The following is an 18,095-nucleotide window of genomic DNA, read 5'->3' on the forward strand; positions in this document are numbered from 1 at the left end:
CGGATCGGCCTGTGACCAGCACGGCAGCCCCCAGCCCGGCTAGGCGTGCGGTTCGGACGATTTGTACAATCCCCCAAAGACCAACTCGGCCGGCCGCTCAGGTCGGCCTTTTCCTTTCCGGTACGCCCCCGCGCCGGGCCTTCTCCGGCACGCCGATGCGCCTATCATTGGGTGGATCGACCGATTCGGGGAGGCTTCCATGCCCAGGCTCTTCACCGCCCTCGAACTTCCGGCCGACGCCGCCTTCTCGCTTTCGCTCCTGCGCGGCGGCCTTGCCGGTGCGCGCTGGATCGATCCGGAGAACTATCACATCACCCTGCGCTTCATCGGCGACGTGGACGACCCGACCGCAGACGAGGTCGCCTCCGAGCTCGCCCGGATATCCCGGCCGCAGTTCGAGGTCGCCTTGTCCGGCCTCGGCACCTTCGGCTCTCGGCGTCCTCATTCGCTGTGGGCAGCGGTGAAGTGCACGCCGGCGCTGAAGGAGCTCCAGGCCGAGCAGGAGCGGATGATGCAGCGGATCGGGCTGGAGCCCGAGCGGCGGCGGTTCTCGCCCCATGTGACCATCGCCAGGCTCAAGCATGCGAGCGAAAGCGAGGTCGCCCGCTATCTCGCGCTTCGCGGCGGGTTCGCGACGCCGAGCTTCCGGGTCGGGCGCTTCGTACTCCTCTCCTCGCGCGCCTCGCGCGGCGGCGGGCCCTACATCATGGAAGAGGCCTACCCGCTCGCCGCCTGACCGTGCCGGCTCATGCGAAGAGCCCGTGCAGGTACCAGGCCGGCGCGCTCGTCTCGGCGCCGTAGAGGCCCGAGCGGAAAATCCAGTAGCGTCGGCCCGCGGCATCCTCGACCCGGAAATAATCGCGCGTCCAGGCATCCTCGTCCTCCGCCCGCCACCATTCCGGCGCGATCCGCTCCGGCCCTTCGGCGCGGGCCACCTCGTGGACGACCCGCCGCCAGCGGAAGCGGAGCGGCGGCCCCTCCGGCACCTCGGCGAGCACTTCGACCGGCTCCGGCCTGGCGAGGAGGCGAACCGGCCGGTCCGTCGGCGTCTCCATGCCCGGATCCTCTTCGGGCCAGGCAGCCGGCGCGGCTGCCGTCGCGGCGAGCGGGCGCTCGATCACCGCGCGCTCCGGGACATGGGACTCGACGGGCACGAGCCGCGCGACCCGGTTCGTGCCGAGCCGGGCGCCGAGCCTGTCCACCAACTGCTCGACATCCGTCGTGGCCTCCCTTTCGCCGGCGAGGTCGATCTGGGCGGGCGCGAGGGGATCGGCGGCTTCGACCGCAAGCCGCGCCAGGTCGAAGCCGAATCCCGGATCGATCCGGTCGCCGAGCACCGCGAGCCGCTCTGCAAAGAGGGACGCGATCCGTGCCGGCTCCCGGACGGGCGCGCCGGTGCCGATCGAAACGCGCGCCACGCCGCCGTCGACACGATAGAGGGCGAGCTGTAGAGCCCGGGCCCCGACGCCGCGGCGTTCCATGGACGGCGCGAGGGTTTCGCAGAGCGAGCGCACGATCCTCTGAACCATCGTGCCGTCCGTGACCGGCTCCGCGAAACGGCGTTCGGCCGACAGGACCGGCGGCGGCGCGACCGGGGACAGCACCTCGTCGGCCGCGCCGAGCGCCTGGTCGAGACGGTCGAGCAGGCTTCGCCCGAAGCGGGCGGCGAGCGGGGCGCGCGGCTGGCCGACGAGCTGGCCGATCCGCTTCAGGCCGAGCCGGTCGAGCAGCGCCCGCTGCGCCTCCGAGATCCGGAGCGCGGCGACCGGCATGGCGCCGAGCGCGTCCGCCTCCCCGCCCGCGGGGACATGCGCCGGCCCCTCGAACCGCGCGGCGGCCCAGGCGGCGCCGGCGGTCGCGGCGACCGCCGCCTCGGCGGCGAAACCCTGGGCCGAGACGCGGGCGAGAAGGTCGGCGCGCAGCCCCGCCTCACCGTCCGCGCCGTTCCGCCCGAAGAGATGGGTGCAGCCGGTCACGTCCAGGAAGAGGCCGTCCGGCGGGTCGAGCGAGACGAGCGGCGTATAGCGGCTGCACCAGTCGGCGAGCCCGTCCAGGAAGGCGCGGTCGCCGGCCTCGTCGGCCTCGTCGACGACGAGGTCGGGCACGGCGGCACGGGCATCGGCGAGGCCGCTGCCGCGCTTCACGCCGCGCTTGTGGGCGACGGCATCGACGGCGACCACGCGGAGCGCATTGTCGGCCCGCGCCACGATGGCGCGCGGGCGGCCCTCAGGAGGCGCGCCGCCGGCCCTCTCGCGACGGATGAGCCGGTCGGTCGGGAGCCGGGGCAGCCAGAGCGACAGGATGCGCACCGGCCTCGCCGCCGGCCGGGGTCTCGAAGCGTCGCTCATGGACATTCCATTCCAGGCTGTAGGCGCCGGTCCGGCCGGCACGGTTCTTCTCGAGATCCACCCGCCAGGCCGGACGGCCGATGCCGGCGGCATGGAGGCCGGCCGGCCCGGCCGGCCCGGCCGGCCCGGCCGGCATGAAGCGGAGGCGCCAGCGCGTCTCCGCCGCCGTCGGCTCCGGCTCGGCGCCGAGCCGCAGCAGGAAGCCGGTAACGCCCACCTCGTGCGCCCGGAGCGCGCAGCGGCGCGTCTCGGACAAAGCGAGCGCCGCACCGCGCCGGATCTCGCAGACGGCACCGGCTAGGCCGCGGCAGGCGAGCCCCGCCTCGAAGGCCCAGAGGGCATCCTGCGCCTGCTCGGCCACGACGAAAACGATGCGCGCCGGGTCGATCCCGAGCGCGGCGAGGCCGGGGGCATAGAGGCGGCCGGCCTCGCGCCGGCCGTCGGCCGTGCTCACCCACAGGATCGGCCGGCCGGAGGGGCCGCCGAGGGCGGCGAGGCAGGCGGCGGCGAAGCCGGCCGCGGCCGCGCCCTCCCGCGTCTCCGCCGTGCGGATCTCGTGCAGCGCGGCGCAAGCGAGGCCGCCGCCGAGCGCGGCGTCGAGGGCCGCGATGCCGAACGGGACACGGCCGTCGGCTCGCGCGCCGTCCCGCCGGCCCGCATCGGCGAGCCGGTCGTCCTCGGCGAGCCTGCCTTCCAGGCGGGCGATCTCGCGGCGCAGACGGCAAAGCTCCGCCTGCGCCGCGGCAGGGGTGGCCATGGCGGTCCCGGTTCGTTTGTTTCCTATTTGTTCCTATGGATTCCAGAGGGCCGCGGGGGAGTCAAGCACGCCCGGCGTGCGCCATGCGGAGACGCGGATCACCCGTCCGCGGGAGCCGCCGGCTGGGGCGGGTAGGCGTGCGTGCGGCCCTCGAAATCCGTCACCAGGGCGCGGCCGCCCTCCTCCGAGAGATAGACCGGCCCGACCGGGACCTTGCCGTAGCCGCCGGGAATGTCGAGCACGTAGCTCGGCTGGCACAGGCCCGAGACGCGGCCGCGCAGGGCCGTCACGAGCGCCCGGCCCTCGGCGATGGTGGTGCGCAGATGCGAGGTCCCCGGCGCGAGGTCGCCCTGGTGCAGGTAATAGGGCTTCACGCGGTTCTCGACGAAGGCCCGCATCAGCGCGGCGAGCACCGCGGGGTCGTCGTTGACGCCGCGCAGGAGCACGCTCTGGCTGACGAGCGGGATGCCGGCATCGACGAGCCGCGCGAGCGCCGCGGCGGCGGCGGGCCCGATCTCGCGGGGATGGTTGGCGTGGACGGCGATCCAGGTCGCCTTGCCGGGCGCCCTCAGGGCCGCGACGAGATCCGCGTCGATCCGCTCCGGCGCCACCACCGGCACGCGGCTATGGAAGCGCACCACCCTGACGTGGGGGATGGCGGAGAGCCGCGCCATCAGCGCCGCGATCCGGCGGACCGACAGCACCAGCGGATCGCCGCCGGTCACCACCACCTCCCAGATCTCCGGCCGCTCCGCGACATAGGCGAGCGCGCGGCCGAGCGCCTCGTCGGAAAGGCTCGCCGGCCCGCTCTGGCCGACCGTCTCGCGCCGGAAGCAGAAGCGGCAATAGACCGGGCAGATGGAGACGAGCTTCAGGAGCACGCGGTCGGGATAGCGGTGAACGATGCCCGGCACAGGGGCGTGCGCCGCGTCCCCGATGGGATCGGCGTCCTCCGCCTCCGTCTGCCGCAGCTCCGCGACGTCGGGCACGAACTGGCGCGCGATCGGGTCGTGCGGGTCGCCGGCATCGATGATCTCCGCCATGGCCGGCGTGATCGCGACGGCGTAGCGCGCCGCGACGGCCTGCAGATCAGCCAGGCGTTCCTCCGGCGCGAGGCCGGCCTCGACGAGATCGCGCGGACGGCGGATGGTGAAATGCCGGTTCACGGGCCCTCCTCCGGCAAGGGCAGCGGCGTCCAGATCACGTCGTCGATCCGGCGCGCGCCGGTCGCCAGCATGACGAGCCGGTCGAGCCCGAGCGCAATGCCCGCCGCCGGCGGCATGTGCGCGAGCGCGGCCAGGAAATCCTCGTCGACCGGATAGCGCTCGCCGTAGATCCGCGCCTTTTCGTCCATGTCGGCCTCGAAGCGTCGCCGCTGCTCGTCCGGATCGGTCAGCTCGCCGAAGGCATTGGCGAGCTCGACGCCGGCGGCATAGAGCTCGAAGCGCTCCACGAAGCGGGGATCGGACGGTTTCCGCCGGGCGAGCGCGGCCTCGCTCGCAGGATAATCGCAGAGGATCGTCGCACGGCCGATCCCGAGCTTCGGCTCCACCCGCTCCGAGAGCACGCGGCTGAAGACGTCGGACCAGGTGTCGTCGGCGGCGACCCGGACCCCGGCCGCCCCGGCAGCCGCCGCGAGTGCGGCCTGGTCGGGATGCGCGTCGGCATGGGCGGGAAGGCTCGCGGCCAGGTCGATGCCGGCGTGCCGGGCGAAGGCCTCCGTGACGCTCAGCCGCTCCGGCCTTTCGAACGGATCGGCCGCCCTGTCCCGAAAGACGAACCGCCCCACGCCGGTCGCTTCCGCGGCGAGCCGCAGAATGTCGGCGCAATCCGCCATCAGGTCCTCGTAGCCCGCGCCGGCGCGGTACCATTCGAGCAGCGTGAATTCGGGGTGGTGGAGCGCGCTCCGCTCGCGATTTCGATAGACGCGGGCGAAATCGAAGATGCGCGTCTCGCCCGCGGCGAGCAGCTTCTTGCAGGCGAATTCCGGGGAGGTGTGGAGATAGAGCCGGCGAGCCGTCCCGTTCGTCTCCAGGAGCTCGGTGACGAAGGCGTGGAGATGGGTTTCGTTGCCGGGCGAGACCTGCAGCGCGCCGGCTTCTACCTCCATGAAGCCTGCGGCTTCGAAATGCCGGCGGATCGCGGCGATGATCTTCCGCCTCGCGACCAGGTAGGGCCGGCGGTCGGCATGGACGCCCGGCTCCCACCAGGGCGACGGCGCCGGCGCCGGCATCCCGCTCCCGAGGCAGGCGGATCTCCCCGAATCTCTGGTCATTTGCGTCCGGATCGGGTAGGTGCGCGTTCGAATTGCGGGCGAAGCGACACGCCGTTCCGTTTCCTGTTCCAAGAGGTCATTCCGTGAAGGTCATCGCCAGTTCCGTGCGCAAGGGCAACATCCTCGAGATCGACGGCCAGCTCTACAACGTGCTGTCGGCGGAAAGCTTCTTCCCGGGCAAGGGCACCCCGACCACGCAGGTCGAAATGCGGCGCCTCTCCGACGGCGTGAAGACGGTGCAGCGCTACAAGACGACCGAGCAGGTCGAGCGCGCCTATGTCGAGGACCGGGAGCACACCTATCTCTATCAGGACGGAAACGACTACGTCTTCATGAACCCGGAGACGTTCGACCAGGTTCACGTCTCCGCCGACGTGATCGGCGACCAGGCCGTCTACCTGCAGGAGGGCATGGCGTGCCAGCTCTCCATCTTCGACGGCGCGGCCGTGTCGATCGAACTGCCGCAGCGGGTCGCGCTGGAGGTGGTGGAAACCGAGCCGACCGTGAAGGGGCAGACCGCGTCCTCGTCCTACAAGCCGGCCATCCTTGCGAACGGCGCGCGCACGATGGTGCCGCCGCACATCGCGGTCGGCACGCGGATCGTGGTGATGACCGCCGACGGCTCCTACGTGGAGCGCGCCAAGGACTGAGGCACGGGTTTCAGGCGACGGCCCGCTTCTCGGCCGCGTCGTCCCCGTCGTCGAGATCCGCGAACGACACGACCCGGTTCCGGCCGGCCGACTTCGCGCTGTAGAGCGCCCGATCGGCGCAGCGGATGAGCTGCTCCCAGTCCGATGCATGGTCCGGGAAGGCTGCGACCCCCGCCGAGAAGGTGGACGGCACGACGCCGTGCCGCGCTTCCGCCGTCATGCGCCTGAAGGCGGCGGCCCAGCGCTCGACACGCTCGACCGCCCCGCCGGCATCCATTCCCGGCAGGATCGCGAGGAATTCCTCGCCGCCGATCCGGAACACGAAATCGCTCTTGCGGATGCTCTTCAGCAGGAGCGCGCCAGTCGCCCTGAGCGTGGCGTCGCCGGCCTGATGGCCGTGCTCGTCGTTGAGCCGCTTGAAATGGTCGAGATCGAGAATGACCGCCGCGATCGGCCACGACCGCAGCCTCGCGTCGGCAAGAAGGTCGGAACGCACCTCGTCGAAGAAGCGGCGATTGTAGACGCCTGTCAGCGGATCGCGGATCGTCTCCTCCCGAAGCCGGTTCTGCAGGTCCACATTCGCCGTGAGCCTGCGCTCCAGGGTTTCGACGGCCAGCCGGAGCTGCCCCTCCATGTGCTTCCGGTCGGTGACGTCGCGCAGGATCAGCATGGTGCCGACGACGCGCCCGCGATGGGCGAGCGGAATCCGCCGGATCTCGAACTGCCGCCCGATCGACCGGCATTCGGCCTCGCGCGAGCCGGCGACGGGTGAAAGCGGATTGCCGAGCAGCGGACCCGCCAGCTCGACCAGGGTGCCCAGTTCGGCGACGCGCGCCCCGACCGGGTCCCCGGGCATGTCCGGCAGGACATGGGCCGCATCGTTGACCTCCACCACGAGGCCGTGCGCATCGATCACGAAGACCGGGTCCGGCAAGGCGTCGAGCAGCGCGTTCCGCGCGATCGGCGGCAGGCTGACGAACTCGCGGCGCCCGAGCAATGCCTGGAAGATCAGGCCGGAGACGAGGAAGGCGAACGGTGTCGGGTCGAAGTCGAAGAGCCGCCACGCCCCCGCGACGTAGAGCATGTTGGCGATCCACGGCAGCCCGACCGCGCCGAGCAGGCCCAGATAATGCATCCGATAGAGCGTCGGCGCCCGCTGGAGCTCGGAGACGGTGATCACCACCGTTGCCAGCATGACGAGATAAAGGATGCCGGTGACGATGAAGAACCACGGCCCATGGTCATAGAGGACCGCGGCACCCGGCTCGGGCCCCGCGAGGCGCGTGCTGGTGTAGAGCAGGTGATGCTGCTCATTGGTGAGGGCCACGACGGTCGTGACCGCGGCCACAAGGGCCGCAACCCCGATGAACAGCCTTTCGCGCCGGGGCGCACGGCCGTTGACGTAACTCCAGACGAAGAAGGCCCAGCCCGCCGGCGCGAGCACGATCCCGGGCCAGGCGAGCTCCGCCCACAGGATCTTCTCCGCCGGCGCGGAAGCAAGCGTCTCCATGCCCGCGGCGAAAGCCCACCAGGCCGCGGCCATGTGCATCATCACGAGCTTGTCGCGCCCGGGAAACGGCGGCAGGCGCCGGCCGCGATATGCGATCCAGGCGGTCGCAAGGACCGCCAGCAGGAGAAGCACCGGTGCGGGGTTTGCAGGAATCATAGGCGGTCCGGCCTCCGGTGGCCCGTCATGCCACCTGATAGGCCGATTTCGTAAACGAAGGGCGAGCATTCCCGCATTGTCCGCGGGAGCGTTCGGACGCCCGCGTTCCGGCTGGGCCTTGCGGCGGTTCCGGCGAGGCCGCATGCGGCCTCGCCACGCATCCGCGCGGGCCGTCACTGCCCGCGCGCGAGCAGGATCCGCACGGCGAAGGCGCCGAACACGCCGGCGAAGAGATAGTCGATCGCGCGCGAGACGGCCGGCTTCGTCCGAAGCGCTGCGGCGAACCGATCGGCCACCAGGATCATGGCCGTGCAGGCCGGCAGCCCCAGCGCGATGAAGTAGAGCCCGAGGAAGGCGAGCTTGCCGCCGGCATGCGGGTCGGAGACGGAGACGAATTGCGGCAGGAAGGTCACGAAGAAGAGGACGATCTTCGGGTTGAGGAGATTGATGCCGAGCCCGGTCGCCCAGTTCTGGAAGAAGGTGCGGCCCGCGCCGCCGCTGCGCTCCAGCGCGAGCGCCGAGCCTTTGCGGATCGCCTGCACCGCCAGCCAGACGAGGTAGAGCGCGCCGGCGATCTTGACCGCGAGGAAGGCGAGAGGAGACGCCGCCAGAAGGGCGGACAGGCCGAAGGCGGCGAGCATGGTGTGGACGAGAAGCCCCGTCGAGGCGCCGAGCAGGGCCGCGATCCCGGCCGTGCGCCCCTCCGTGAGCGCTCGCCCCAGGAAGAGCGTCATGTCCGGGCCGGGCGTGACGATCAGGACCGCGGCGGCCAGCGTGAAGGCGGCGACGGCAGGCAGTGAAGGTATGAAATCCATGACGACCTCCCGGCCGGACGATCGCCTCGAGCGCCGTGCTCCGCCACCCGAAAACGCACCGCGTTTCTTACGACGCCCAAGGGGCGCAGAGAAGGCGCGGGAACGGCGTGCCGTCGAGACTGGCGGAGCGTCAGTCGTCGAACGGGTGTGCGGCCCAGGCGGGGTGGCCGGGCGTACCGGCGGGCGGGGCGGTATGCTCGGCGCGGGAACGATTAATCCTAGTCGAACCGTACCCGCATTCCGACCTGGACCTGACGCGGCCCGCCGTAATCGACGCCACGGCGGACCGCTTCAGCCAGGTGGTAGCTGCTCAGCCTTGCGGCGGAGGTGAATGTCCCCGCGGAGACGTGACGGGCCAGCGCGTCCCTTTCCACCCCGCCGTTGAACCAGGAGTCCAGGACGAGGAACGCGGACGCGATGACGGTCACATGGACGAGGACCTTCATGATCGACTGGTAGCAGCCGGATGTTGCAAGCGTTTCAACCCGCGACGTCAGACTTGAAGGTTTCCGTCAACGGGTCGTTAACCAGCCGGCTTCAACCGGCGGCGAGCCGCAATCCGGACGGGTCTTCGTCCGCCCCCTCCCCGATCGCCTCGATCCTGCGGCCGCGCGCCAGCACCTTGTCGGAGGAGACGAGCACGAGGTCGACGTCCTTCTGCGTCTGCGCGAAATGCGCCTGCAGCTTGCGCACGCGCTCGTCGAGCCGCGTGACGTCCTCCATCAGCTTTATCACCTCGGCCTGGATGACGTGCGCCTGCTCCTTAAGCCGGGCATCGCGGAGGAGCGCCTGGATCACCTGGATGGAGAGGAGCAGAAGCGACGGCGAGACGATGACGATGCGGGCGCGGTGGGCACGCTGGACGACGTCCTCGAAGCGTTCGTGGATTTCGGCGAAGACGGCCTCCGAGGGCACGAACATGAAGGCGGTGTCGTGGGTCTCGCCGGGCAGGATGTAGCGCTCGCGGATGTCCCTGACGTGCCGGATCACGTCGGCGCGGAAGCGCGCCTCCGCGGCCTTCACCGCCTCCGGCGTCTCCGCCGCCTTGAGGGCGTTGAAGGCTTCCAGCGGGAACTTGGCGTCGATGACGAGCGGCGGGGCCTCGTTGGGCAGGTGGACGAGACAGTCGGGCCGGACGCCGCTCGACAGCGTCGCCTGGAACGAATAGCCGGCCTTCGGCAGCCCGTCGGCGACGATCGCCTCCATCCGGCCCTGGCCGAAGGCGCCGCGCGCCTGCTTGTTCGACAGGATGCCGGAGAGCGACGCCACCTGGCCGGCGAGATCGCCGATGTGCTTGCGCGCGGCGTCGATGACGGCGATCCGCTCCTGCATCTGCGCGAGCTGGTCGCCGGTGGCGCGGCTCGCCTCGCCGACCGACGCATTGAGCTTGTGCGCCATGCCGTCGAGCCGCTCGGAGATCGCGCGGTTAAGGTCGGACTGCCGCGCGCCGAAGATCTCGGCCATGGTCTGCATGCGGCCGGTCATCTCGGCCTGGGCGGCGAGGACGGCGGAGAGCCGCGCCTCGAGCAGCGCCGCCTGCGCGGCCGCCTGCCGCGCAATCCGTCGCCTCCGCCGCGCGGCGCCGAGGAGGAAGACGGCCGCCGCAACGAGCAATGCGACTGCGGCGATGGCGGCGAGCCCGTCCGGCCGGCCGAGCGCGAGGTCGCGGAAATGGGCGAGCGTTTCCATAATGTTCACGCTAGCCGATTCGCGCCGGGCGTGCCCGCCCGGCTCAGGGGCCGCCGCTCAGGGGCCGCCGCTTACTGGCCGTCGCTCAACGGGCCGTCGGGCGCGGCGAGGCAATAGCCGATTCCGCGCACGGTGCGGATGAGCGCGGCGTCGCCGTCGCCGAGCTTGGCGCGCAGATAGCGCACGTAGACGTCGACGAGCTTGGTGCCGGGCTCGAAGCTGTAGCCCCAGACGTTGGAGAGGATGCGGGCGCGGCTGAGCGCCTTGCCGGGGTTTCGCATGAGGTAATGGAGGAGCGCGAACTCCTTCGCGGTGAGCTCGATCGCCCGGGGGCCGCGGCGGACGGTGCGCGCCTCCGGGTCGAGCACGAGGTCGCCGACGGCGAGGATGCCGGCCTCCTCGCGATACGGCGCGCGGCGCATCAGGGCCTGGAGGCGGGCGAGGAGCTCGTCGAAGGCGAAGGGCTTCGTCAGGTAGTCGTCGGCGCCGGCGGCGAGGCCCTCGATCTTGTCGGCGAGGCTGTCGCGGGCGGTGAGCATCAGCACCATGCTGTCGGCGCCGTTGTCGCGCAGCGTACGGCAGAGCGCGGCGCCGTCCATGCCGGGCAGCATGCGGTCGAGGATGACGAGCGGATAGGGCGCCTCTTCTGCGAGCGCGAGGGCTTCGCGGCCGCCGCTGGCATGGTCGACGCGGTAGCCCTCGGCGGCGAGGCCGCGCGCGATGAAGCGGGCGATGCGGGGGTCGTCCTCGACGAGGAGCACGCGGGTCATGGCCGCCGCGATATCACGCCGCGCCGCGGGCCAGAAGCGCGGGGGCGAGGGGCATGCGGATCGTGGCGGCGAGGCGGCCGGCCTCGAGGGCGAGCGACAGGCTGCCGCCCTGGCGCTCGGCGAGGCGGCGCGCGATGGCGAGGCCGAGGCCGCTGCCCTCGCCGGAGGACGGGCCGCGGGCGAAGGGCTCAAGCAGCGCGGGCAGCGCGTCCGCGGCGAGGCCGGGAGAGGGATTGGCGACCTCCAGTACGGCCTCCCCGCCCGCCGCGGCGAGGCGGAGCGTCACGCAGGCGCCCGGCTCGGAGTGCTTGAGCGCGTTGTCGAGGAGGATGAGGAGCAGCTGCTTCATGCGCTGGCGGTCGGCGGCGACCAAAGCGGGCGAAAGCTCGGCCTCGAAGGCGATGCCGCGCGGGGCGGCGAGGAGGGCGGCCTCGCGGAGCGCGTCGGCCGCGACCTCGGCAAGGTCGAACTCGGCGCGCTCGAAGCTGAAGCCGTCGCCCTCGGCGCGGGCGAGCGCGAGCAGATCGTCGACGAGGCGGCCCATGTCGCGGGCCTGGTCGAGGATGCGGCGGAGGCTCGCGCGCGCCTCGGCGAGGCGGAGGCTGCGGCCGCGGAGCGTCACCTCGGCCTCGCCGCGCAGGATGGTGAGCGGCGTGCGGAGCTCGTGGCTGACGTCGGCGAGGAAGCGCAGCCGCGCGCGGTCCTCCTCGGCGAGGCGGGCATTGGCGGCGGAAAGCTCGGCGGTGCGGGCGGCGACCTCGGCCTCCAGCCCCTCGCGCGCGGCAAGGAGCGCGGCGCGCTGCGCGCCGATCTCGGCCGCCATGCGGTCGAAGGCGGCGGCCACCCGGCCGAGCTCGTCGCCGCCCATCGCCCCGGCGCGCGCGGTGAGGTCGCCCGCCCCGAGTGCCGCGGCGGCGCGGCCGAGCCGCTCGGCCCGGCCGACCACGGAGCGGTGGAGGAGGATTCCCGCGAGCGCGAGCGCGGCGAGCACGGCGAGCGCGACCCCGCCGACGGCAAGCGCGAGCCGGCGGGCGGCGCGGCCGGCAGCCTGGTCGGCGGCGGCGAGCTCGGCGAGCTCCTCCTCCATGGCGCGGGCGACGAGCGCCTCGAAGGCGCTTTCCAGCCCGTCGTCGACGTCGCGGAAGAAGATGCCGAGCGCGGTGTCGCCCTGGCCGGCATTCTTCATGGCGAAGAGCGCCTCGGTGCGCAGGTTCATCTCGTCGAAGAGGGCGCGGAGCCGGGCCGCGCGCGCGCGCTCAGCCGGCCCGCTCTCGTCCGCCGCGCCGGTGGCGGCCAGCAGCGCCCGCTCCTCGCGCGTCGCGCGGTCGAGCGCGGCGATGCCGGCGACGATGCGGTCATAGGCGGCGGCGACGCGCTGCGGCGAGCCGCCGCCGGTCGTCAGCAGCGCCGCGACGGCCTCGGAGAAGCGGTCGGCATCGGCCGCGATGCCGGCGATCGCCTCGATCTGCCGGTGCGCGAGCGCGGAGAGCGCGAGGTGCCGCTCGAAGCTCCGGAGCGCCACCAGTCCGGCGACCAGCAGCGCCGCCACCGCCGCCCCCACGACGAGCTGGACGACCAGGATGCGGCCGCGCATGGAGAGGCGGGGCAAGGCACTGGTGCGAGGAAGTTCCGTCATGCCCGATCCGCTGCCGTGGCCGTTCGGCGGATCATAGGACGAGGTCAGCGCGGCACGAAATAGAGCGTCGCCCCGCGATCCTGCCCCGTCCGCGCCGCGCCGGTGGCGACGAGCGTCTCCAGCACCTCGCCCACCCGTTCCTTGCGCTTCGCCGAGTTGCGGCCGTCGAACGCGGCCGCGATCGCCTCGGGATGGACGGGCGATTGCGCGCGGGCCAGTAGGTCGCGGACGAGGCGGATCTGCTGCAGCCCGTCGGTCGGCCATTTCGGCTTCTCCGGCAGCTCGATCACCTCGATCTCGGCCTCGATCTGTTCCTCGCGCTGCGGCAGCTTCTTCTGCAGGCGCGGCTTCTGGTAGTCTGGCCTGAGCCAGCGCACGATCCCGCGTTTCTCCTCCGCCGCGCGCTCGCGGTTGAGCTCGATGAGGCGGACGAGGAGCTCCTCCTCCGCCTCCTCCTGGTCGGCCGACTTGTGCGGCGAAGGCATGGTCGCGCCGGGGCGGCCGACGAGGCGTTCGGCGAGATCGGACCAGCCATAGGCCTCGAACACGGCGCGGTCGATGTCGTCGTGGATTTCCTTGAGGACGGAGACAAGTCCCGCCTCGTGGATCGCCTTCTCCCTGTCGGTCAAAGGGGGCACCTCGCAGCCGTTCTCCAGCTCGCGCAGGCGTTCCTGCACGTTGTACATGCCGGTCATGGTGAGGAAGCCGTGCTCCGCGAGCCGCTCCTTCCGGAACGCGTCGAGCCGCTCGCCGAGCTCGCGCAGCCGGTCCGCCTGCGCCTGAAGCCGCGGATCGGCGGCGCACGCCTCCGGCGCGCAGCAGAGCGGGAAGGGGAAGGGATCGAAGGTGCGGGTCTTAGAGTAGCGGGGGTCGTTGCCGACACCGAGCCAGCCGCCGCTGGCCAACGCCCAACTCACATGCAGACGGGAAGACAGAGCGGCCAGATGATCTGAGCGATCCGACCCGATGTTGACCAACATGTTGTCGGGGAGGATCGCGGCGCCGAGAAACTGGAAGAAGCGATGCCGCGAGGTTTCGACCGCGGTGACGAAACGAGGTAACCCCTGCAGTGCACCTCGAAGTTCCGTTCGGACCTTCCCGAACTGCCACCACTTCTCTGCGTAAGCCAACATGTCTTTTGAAGCGCCAACCTTGGCTTCTCGCTCGGGCTTCAGGGCCTCGGCGAGGTGCTGATAAACCTCCGGAAAGCGCACCCGCACCTCGTCCTGACCGAGCGGGAAAAGGTCGATCACCATCACGCCGCGCGGGCGCTGTGCGATGTCCCGTCCGTTGCGATAGCCGAGGATGTGCCGTTCGAGCCCATCGACCCTGTTCAAGCCGAGCCTCTGTGCTTGCTGAGGCGTCACGATGAAGCCCGCGCCGTGGAGCGACACTCCGCGGCTAGAAAGAAGCTCGTTCGCGAGCATCGGCCTCACCGAGGCCAGATCGGCGCCCAAGGTGAGCTTGCTGGTCACTTTCCCCACCCGCTTGTCAAGCACAACCTGTGGCGTGTCCGTGTTCAGTCCTTGTTCCAACACCGCCTCGGCCAGAACGCCCTCGCGCTCGCCCTTCTCCGCCACCGTCATAGCGATGCGGACGGCCGCCTTGTCGCTGGCCTTCAGCCACGGGTGATCCGGCACGGCAAAGACGAGCGACAGAGGCTCCTTTGCCGCCATGTGCCGCTCGATCACGCGGCGGGAGAAGGTCTGGGTGATGGAATTCGTCGTGATGAAGCCGAAACGGCGCAGCGGGTTCGGCCTGCCCTTCGCGCCCTTGCGCAAGAGGCGCGTCGCCGCCTCGTCCCAGAAATGCATCACGAAATCGGCGCCGCCCGGCAGGTGCGGCCGCACCTTCCAGCACGCCTCGGCATAGCCCTCGCCGAGCTCCGCCCGCATGTCCTTGCCGCCGATGAAGGGCGGGTTGCCGACGATGAACTCCGCCTCCGGCCAATCCGCCGGGCGCGGATTGACGTAGCGGTACACCTCGACAGTAGCGGCGGTGTCTGGCACCGCCTCGCCGGTGACGGGATGCGGCTTCGTGGTGACGCCGTCCCAGCGCGTCACCGGCCGCCCCCGCTCGTCGCGGACGAGTTCCCGGCGATCGTAGCTGAGGATCGCGTCCTGCTGGCGGATCGTCCCGTAGGCGTGCAGCACGGGATCGACGACGGAGGCGAGGCCGGCCGTCTTCAGCTGCCACTTGAGATAGCCGATCCACAACACGAGCTCGGCGATCGGCACGGCGCGCGGATTGAGCTCCAGCCCGTAGAACTGGTGCGGGTCAACCGTCTCGCCCTGCATCAGGAAGCGCGGTGCGTCCTCGCCGAGATCGTCCATCGCCTCCATCACCTCACCTTCCAGCCGCTTCATCAGCTCGAGCGAGACGTAGAGGAAGTTGCCGGTGCCGCAGGCCGGATCGAGGACGCGCGTGGTGCAGAGCGTGTGGTGAAAGTCCTTCACGAGCGCGAGCGCCTCGGCGTCGTTCCCCGCATCGTGCAGTTCCTTCACGCGGCCCTTCACATCCTCCCAATCGTCCTTCAGCGGCTCGATGATGGTCGGGATCACCAGCCGCTCGACATAGGCGCGGGGGGTGTAGTGCGCGCCGAGCTTCGCGCGCTCGCGGGCATCGAGCGCGCGTTCGAGCAGCGTGCCGAAGATCGCCGGCTCGACGTCCGACCAGTCCTTCGAGGCCGCGACGTGCAGCTCGTGGATGTCCTCGCCATCGAGCGGCAGCGCCTTTCGGGTCTTGAAGAGGGAGCCATTGAACTTCCTGAGTGTGGCATTGAGCTCGGGCGAATAGCCGCCCTGGTCCATGACACCCCAGAAATGCTCCAGCGCCGGGACGAAATGCGCCGGCGTCTCGCGCATGCGGCCGAGGAGGTCGCGGAACCCGCCCTTCGGCAGGAGCTTCACGTCCTCGGCGAACATGGTGAAGAGGCAGCGCATCAGGAACTCCGCCACCTCCTTCGCGTCGTGCTTCTTTTCGAGCCGCCGCGCGATCCGCGCCAGCCGGGCGGCGATGTCGCGCGTCACCTCCGCGGACCTGCGCGCGGGGTCGAGGGAGAGCGGATCGCTCCAGATTGCCTTCAGCCGCGCCTGCACGCCCGGATCGCGCAGGTCGTCCATGCCGATCCGGTAGCTCTGCCGGTCCGGGAAATGGGCGTAGTTCTTCCCCTGGCCGGAGAAATCCGCGTAGACCTCGACGACGTGGCCGACGTCGACCACGACGAGGAACGGCGGGTAGCCGTGCTCCACGGGGAGCGCGCGGGCGTAATCCTCCGCCTGACGGCGCGCGGCGATCATCACCTGGTCCCAGCCGCGCGTGCCGCGTCGCGCCTGCCCCAGCTTCCGCTGCGCGGCATCCTCGGGGAGCAGCGCGAGCTGGTCGGCATCGAGCGGCCGCGCGTCGCGCTTGCCCGACTGCTTCGCCTCCAAGACGAAGCAGCCGCGCTTGTAGCAGTCGATGCGCCCGGCCGTCCGGGAACCGTCGGCGTGCTTGAAGTCGACGCGCCGCTCAAAGACGTAGTCGTTGAACTGGTTCTCTTCCGCCGCCATTTCCGGGCGGGCGAGGTCGAGCGCCTCGCAAAGCCCGACCACGAAGAGCTGGTAGTTCGCGAGCTCCGATCCGCCGGAGGCCTTCGCCTCCCTGATCAGCTTTTCGAGCTTCTCCTCGTTCATGTCGGGCGGCGGATCATGTCAACGAACGGCGAAGGCTCACGGGCGGGGCGACGAGGAGGGATCGTATTCCACCACCCCTTGTTGTGGGAAGCACCATCGCGAAAAGCCGCGGACGCTCGCTCCCCCCTCTCTCCAAATTCTAACCCGTCTCTCTCCCCGTTCTAACCCGATCTCGGCATGATGGGGGACGGCTGATCGACCCGGCCGTTGGAGGCGTATCCTCGTGACCCGCATTCCTTCTCCTCCCAGACGACGACTGAAGCCCGGCCTGATGGCCGGGCTCCTTTCCGCCTCGCTGCTCGCCGCGCCTCTCGCCGGCCCGGCTTTCGGGCAGGGCGCGCAGGGCGCGCAAGGCGCGCAAGGCGCGCAAGGCGCGCAAGGCGCGCAGGGCGCGCCGGAGGCGGCGCAGCCGGGAGGGGACCAGGCTGGGGCGGGCCAGCCGGGCGGCGTGCAGCCGGGCGCGGCGGGAGCCGGGCAGCCGGGGGCGGACGGCGCGGGCGCCGGCGCCCCGGCACGAGGCGCAGCCGCTCCGGCCCAGGCCGGCGGGGGCGAGGCGCAGGGCCAGCCGGCGCAGGGACAGCCGGCGCAAGGCCGGCAGGGGCAAGGACAGCAGGGGCAGGTTCAGGGCCAAGCCCAGACGCAAGGTCAGGGCCAGGGTCAGACGCAGGTGCCGGAGGGGGCTTCGGAGGTGCGGATCGGGCTGGTGCGGCTGGCGAAGCCCGAGCCGCTGCCGATCTCGCTGCCGGCGCGGCCGGCGCCCGACATGGGCGCGGCCGGCGCGCAGCTCGGCATCGAGGACAACAACACGACCGGGCGCTTCACCAAGCAGCATTTCTCGCTCGCCGACCGTGCGGTCGCCGACGAGGCGGAGGCGCTTTCCGCGCTCGACGAAATGGCGGGCGCGGGTATCCGCTTCGTGCTCGCCGATTTGCCGGCGCCGCTGCTGCTTGCGCTCGCCGACCGCGCGGCGGAGCACGGCGTGCTCGTCTTCAACACCGGCGCGACCGACGACGTGCTGCGCATGGAGGAATGCCGGGCGAACGTCGTCCACGTCGCGCCGAGCCGGGCGATGCTCGCCGACGCGCTCGCGCAGTACCTCGTCTGGAAGCAATGGCCGCGCTGGTTCCTGATCGTCGGCTCGCACGAGGCGGACCAGCGCTATGCGGAGGCGATCCGGCGCGCGGCGCAGCGCTTCGGCGCGCGCATCGTGGAGGAGCGCGTCTTCGAAGACCGCGGCGGCGCGCGCACGACCGATTCCGGCATCGCGCAGGTGCAGCGGCAGCTGCCGGTCTTCACGCAGAACGCGCGCGAGCACGACGTCGTGGTCGTCGCCGACGAGAGCGAGGTGTTCGGCCCCTACATGCCGTTCCGCACCTGGATGCCGCGCCCGGTCGCCGGCACCGACGGGCTGCGGCCGACGAGCTGGACGGATTCGCACGACCAGTGGGGCGCGATCCAGCTGCAGAACCGGTTCCGCGCCTCCGCGCGCCGCGGCATGACCGACCACGATCTGCAGGCCTGGACGGCGGTGCGCCTCGTCGGCGAGGCGGCGACGCGCACCGGCGGCACCGACGCGGAGACGATGATCGCCTTCATCAAGGGGCCGCAGATGGAGGTCGCCGCCTTCAAGGGGCAGAAGCTCACGATCCGCGACTGGGACCTGCAGCTCCGCCAGCCGGTCCTGCTCTCCGACGGGCGGAACGTGGTAACGGTTTCGCCGCAGGAGGGCTTCCTGCACCAGCACTCCGAGCTCGACACGCTCGGCTACGACCGGCCCGAGACGAAGTGCCGGCTCTAGGGAAACGACGGACCGGG

The 18,095-nt window shown here is 71.4% G+C and carries 14 protein-coding genes; 3 read left to right on the forward strand and 11 right to left on the reverse strand.

The genetic code is table 11. The annotated features are described in order from the left end of the window. Nucleotides 1-199: 199 nt before the first annotated feature. The gene (gene thpR / locus ACUN0C_RS08505) at nt 200-736 is read left to right on the forward strand and encodes an RNA 2',3'-cyclic phosphodiesterase (protein ID WP_445465900.1); all 537 of its coding nucleotides are present in this window, start codon (nt 200-202) and stop codon (nt 734-736) included. Nucleotides 737-746: 10 nt separating this feature from the next. Here the strand turns inward: thpR and ACUN0C_RS08510 are convergent, their stop codons facing one another. From ACUN0C_RS08510 to epmA, 4 genes are all read right to left on the reverse strand, one after another. Continuing rightward, on the reverse strand, nt 747-2,309 hold the full coding sequence (locus ACUN0C_RS08510; protein WP_445465985.1) for a Y-family DNA polymerase: 1,563 nt from the start codon (nt 2,307-2,309) through the stop codon (nt 747-749). Continuing rightward, nucleotides 2,227-3,105, reverse strand: a complete 879-nt coding sequence (locus ACUN0C_RS08515; protein ID WP_445465901.1) for an ImuA family protein — start codon at nt 3,103-3,105, stop codon at nt 2,227-2,229. Before ACUN0C_RS08515 ends, ACUN0C_RS08510 begins: the two co-directional genes overlap by 83 nt. 98 nt (nt 3,106-3,203) lie before the next feature. Beyond that, nucleotides 3,204-4,271: a lysine-2,3-aminomutase-like protein gene (locus ACUN0C_RS08520; RefSeq protein WP_445465902.1), complete on the reverse strand. Its 1,068-nt coding sequence runs from the start codon at nt 4,269-4,271 to the stop codon at nt 3,204-3,206. Then, complete coding sequence (gene epmA / locus ACUN0C_RS08525; RefSeq protein ID WP_445465903.1) at nt 4,268-5,380, reverse strand: EF-P lysine aminoacylase EpmA; 1,113 nt, start codon at nt 5,378-5,380, stop codon at nt 4,268-4,270. Before epmA ends, ACUN0C_RS08520 begins: the two co-directional genes overlap by 4 nt. A gap of 83 nt (nt 5,381-5,463) precedes the next feature. Between epmA and efp the strand changes: the two genes are divergently transcribed. Next, entirely contained in the window at nt 5,464-6,030 is a 567-nt protein-coding gene (gene efp / locus ACUN0C_RS08530; RefSeq protein ID WP_445465904.1) for an elongation factor P, read from the forward strand. Nucleotides 6,031-6,040: 10 nt separating this feature from the next. On the opposite strand, the gene ACUN0C_RS08535 is transcribed toward efp, so the two are convergent. The 7 genes from ACUN0C_RS08535 to ACUN0C_RS08565 form a co-directional block, all read right to left on the reverse strand. Further along, complete coding sequence (locus tag ACUN0C_RS08535; protein ID WP_445465905.1) at nt 6,041-7,696, reverse strand: histidine kinase N-terminal 7TM domain-containing protein; 1,656 nt, start codon at nt 7,694-7,696, stop codon at nt 6,041-6,043. Between the two features lie 173 nt (nt 7,697-7,869). Beyond that, the gene (locus tag ACUN0C_RS08540; protein WP_445465906.1) at nt 7,870-8,511 is read right to left on the reverse strand and encodes a LysE family translocator; all 642 of its coding nucleotides are present in this window, start codon (nt 8,509-8,511) and stop codon (nt 7,870-7,872) included. Nucleotides 8,512-8,729: 218 nt separating this feature from the next. Next, nucleotides 8,730-8,957, reverse strand: a complete 228-nt coding sequence (locus ACUN0C_RS08545) for a hypothetical protein (RefSeq protein ID WP_445465907.1) — start codon at nt 8,955-8,957, stop codon at nt 8,730-8,732. Between the two features lie 91 nt (nt 8,958-9,048). Further along, nucleotides 9,049-10,200, reverse strand: a complete 1,152-nt coding sequence (locus tag ACUN0C_RS08550; protein WP_445465986.1) for a DNA recombination protein RmuC — start codon at nt 10,198-10,200, stop codon at nt 9,049-9,051. Between the two features lie 71 nt (nt 10,201-10,271). Continuing rightward, nucleotides 10,272-10,970, reverse strand: coding sequence for a response regulator transcription factor (locus tag ACUN0C_RS08555; protein ID WP_445465908.1), 699 nt, complete (start codon nt 10,968-10,970; stop codon nt 10,272-10,274). Nucleotides 10,971-10,983: 13 nt separating this feature from the next. After that, complete coding sequence (locus ACUN0C_RS08560; protein WP_445465909.1) at nt 10,984-12,606, reverse strand: ATP-binding protein; 1,623 nt, start codon at nt 12,604-12,606, stop codon at nt 10,984-10,986. A 44-nt stretch (nt 12,607-12,650) separates the two neighbouring features. Then, the gene (locus tag ACUN0C_RS08565) at nt 12,651-16,280 is read right to left on the reverse strand and encodes a class I SAM-dependent DNA methyltransferase (protein ID WP_445465910.1); all 3,630 of its coding nucleotides are present in this window, start codon (nt 16,278-16,280) and stop codon (nt 12,651-12,653) included. 667 nt (nt 16,281-16,947) lie between these two features. On the opposite strand from ACUN0C_RS08565, the gene ACUN0C_RS08570 reads away from it, so the two are divergent. After that, on the forward strand, nt 16,948-18,078 hold the full coding sequence (locus ACUN0C_RS08570; RefSeq protein ID WP_445465987.1) for an ABC transporter substrate-binding protein: 1,131 nt from the start codon (nt 16,948-16,950) through the stop codon (nt 18,076-18,078). Nucleotides 18,079-18,095 lie beyond the last annotated feature (17 nt).

The organism is Faunimonas sp. B44 (assembly GCF_052655945.1).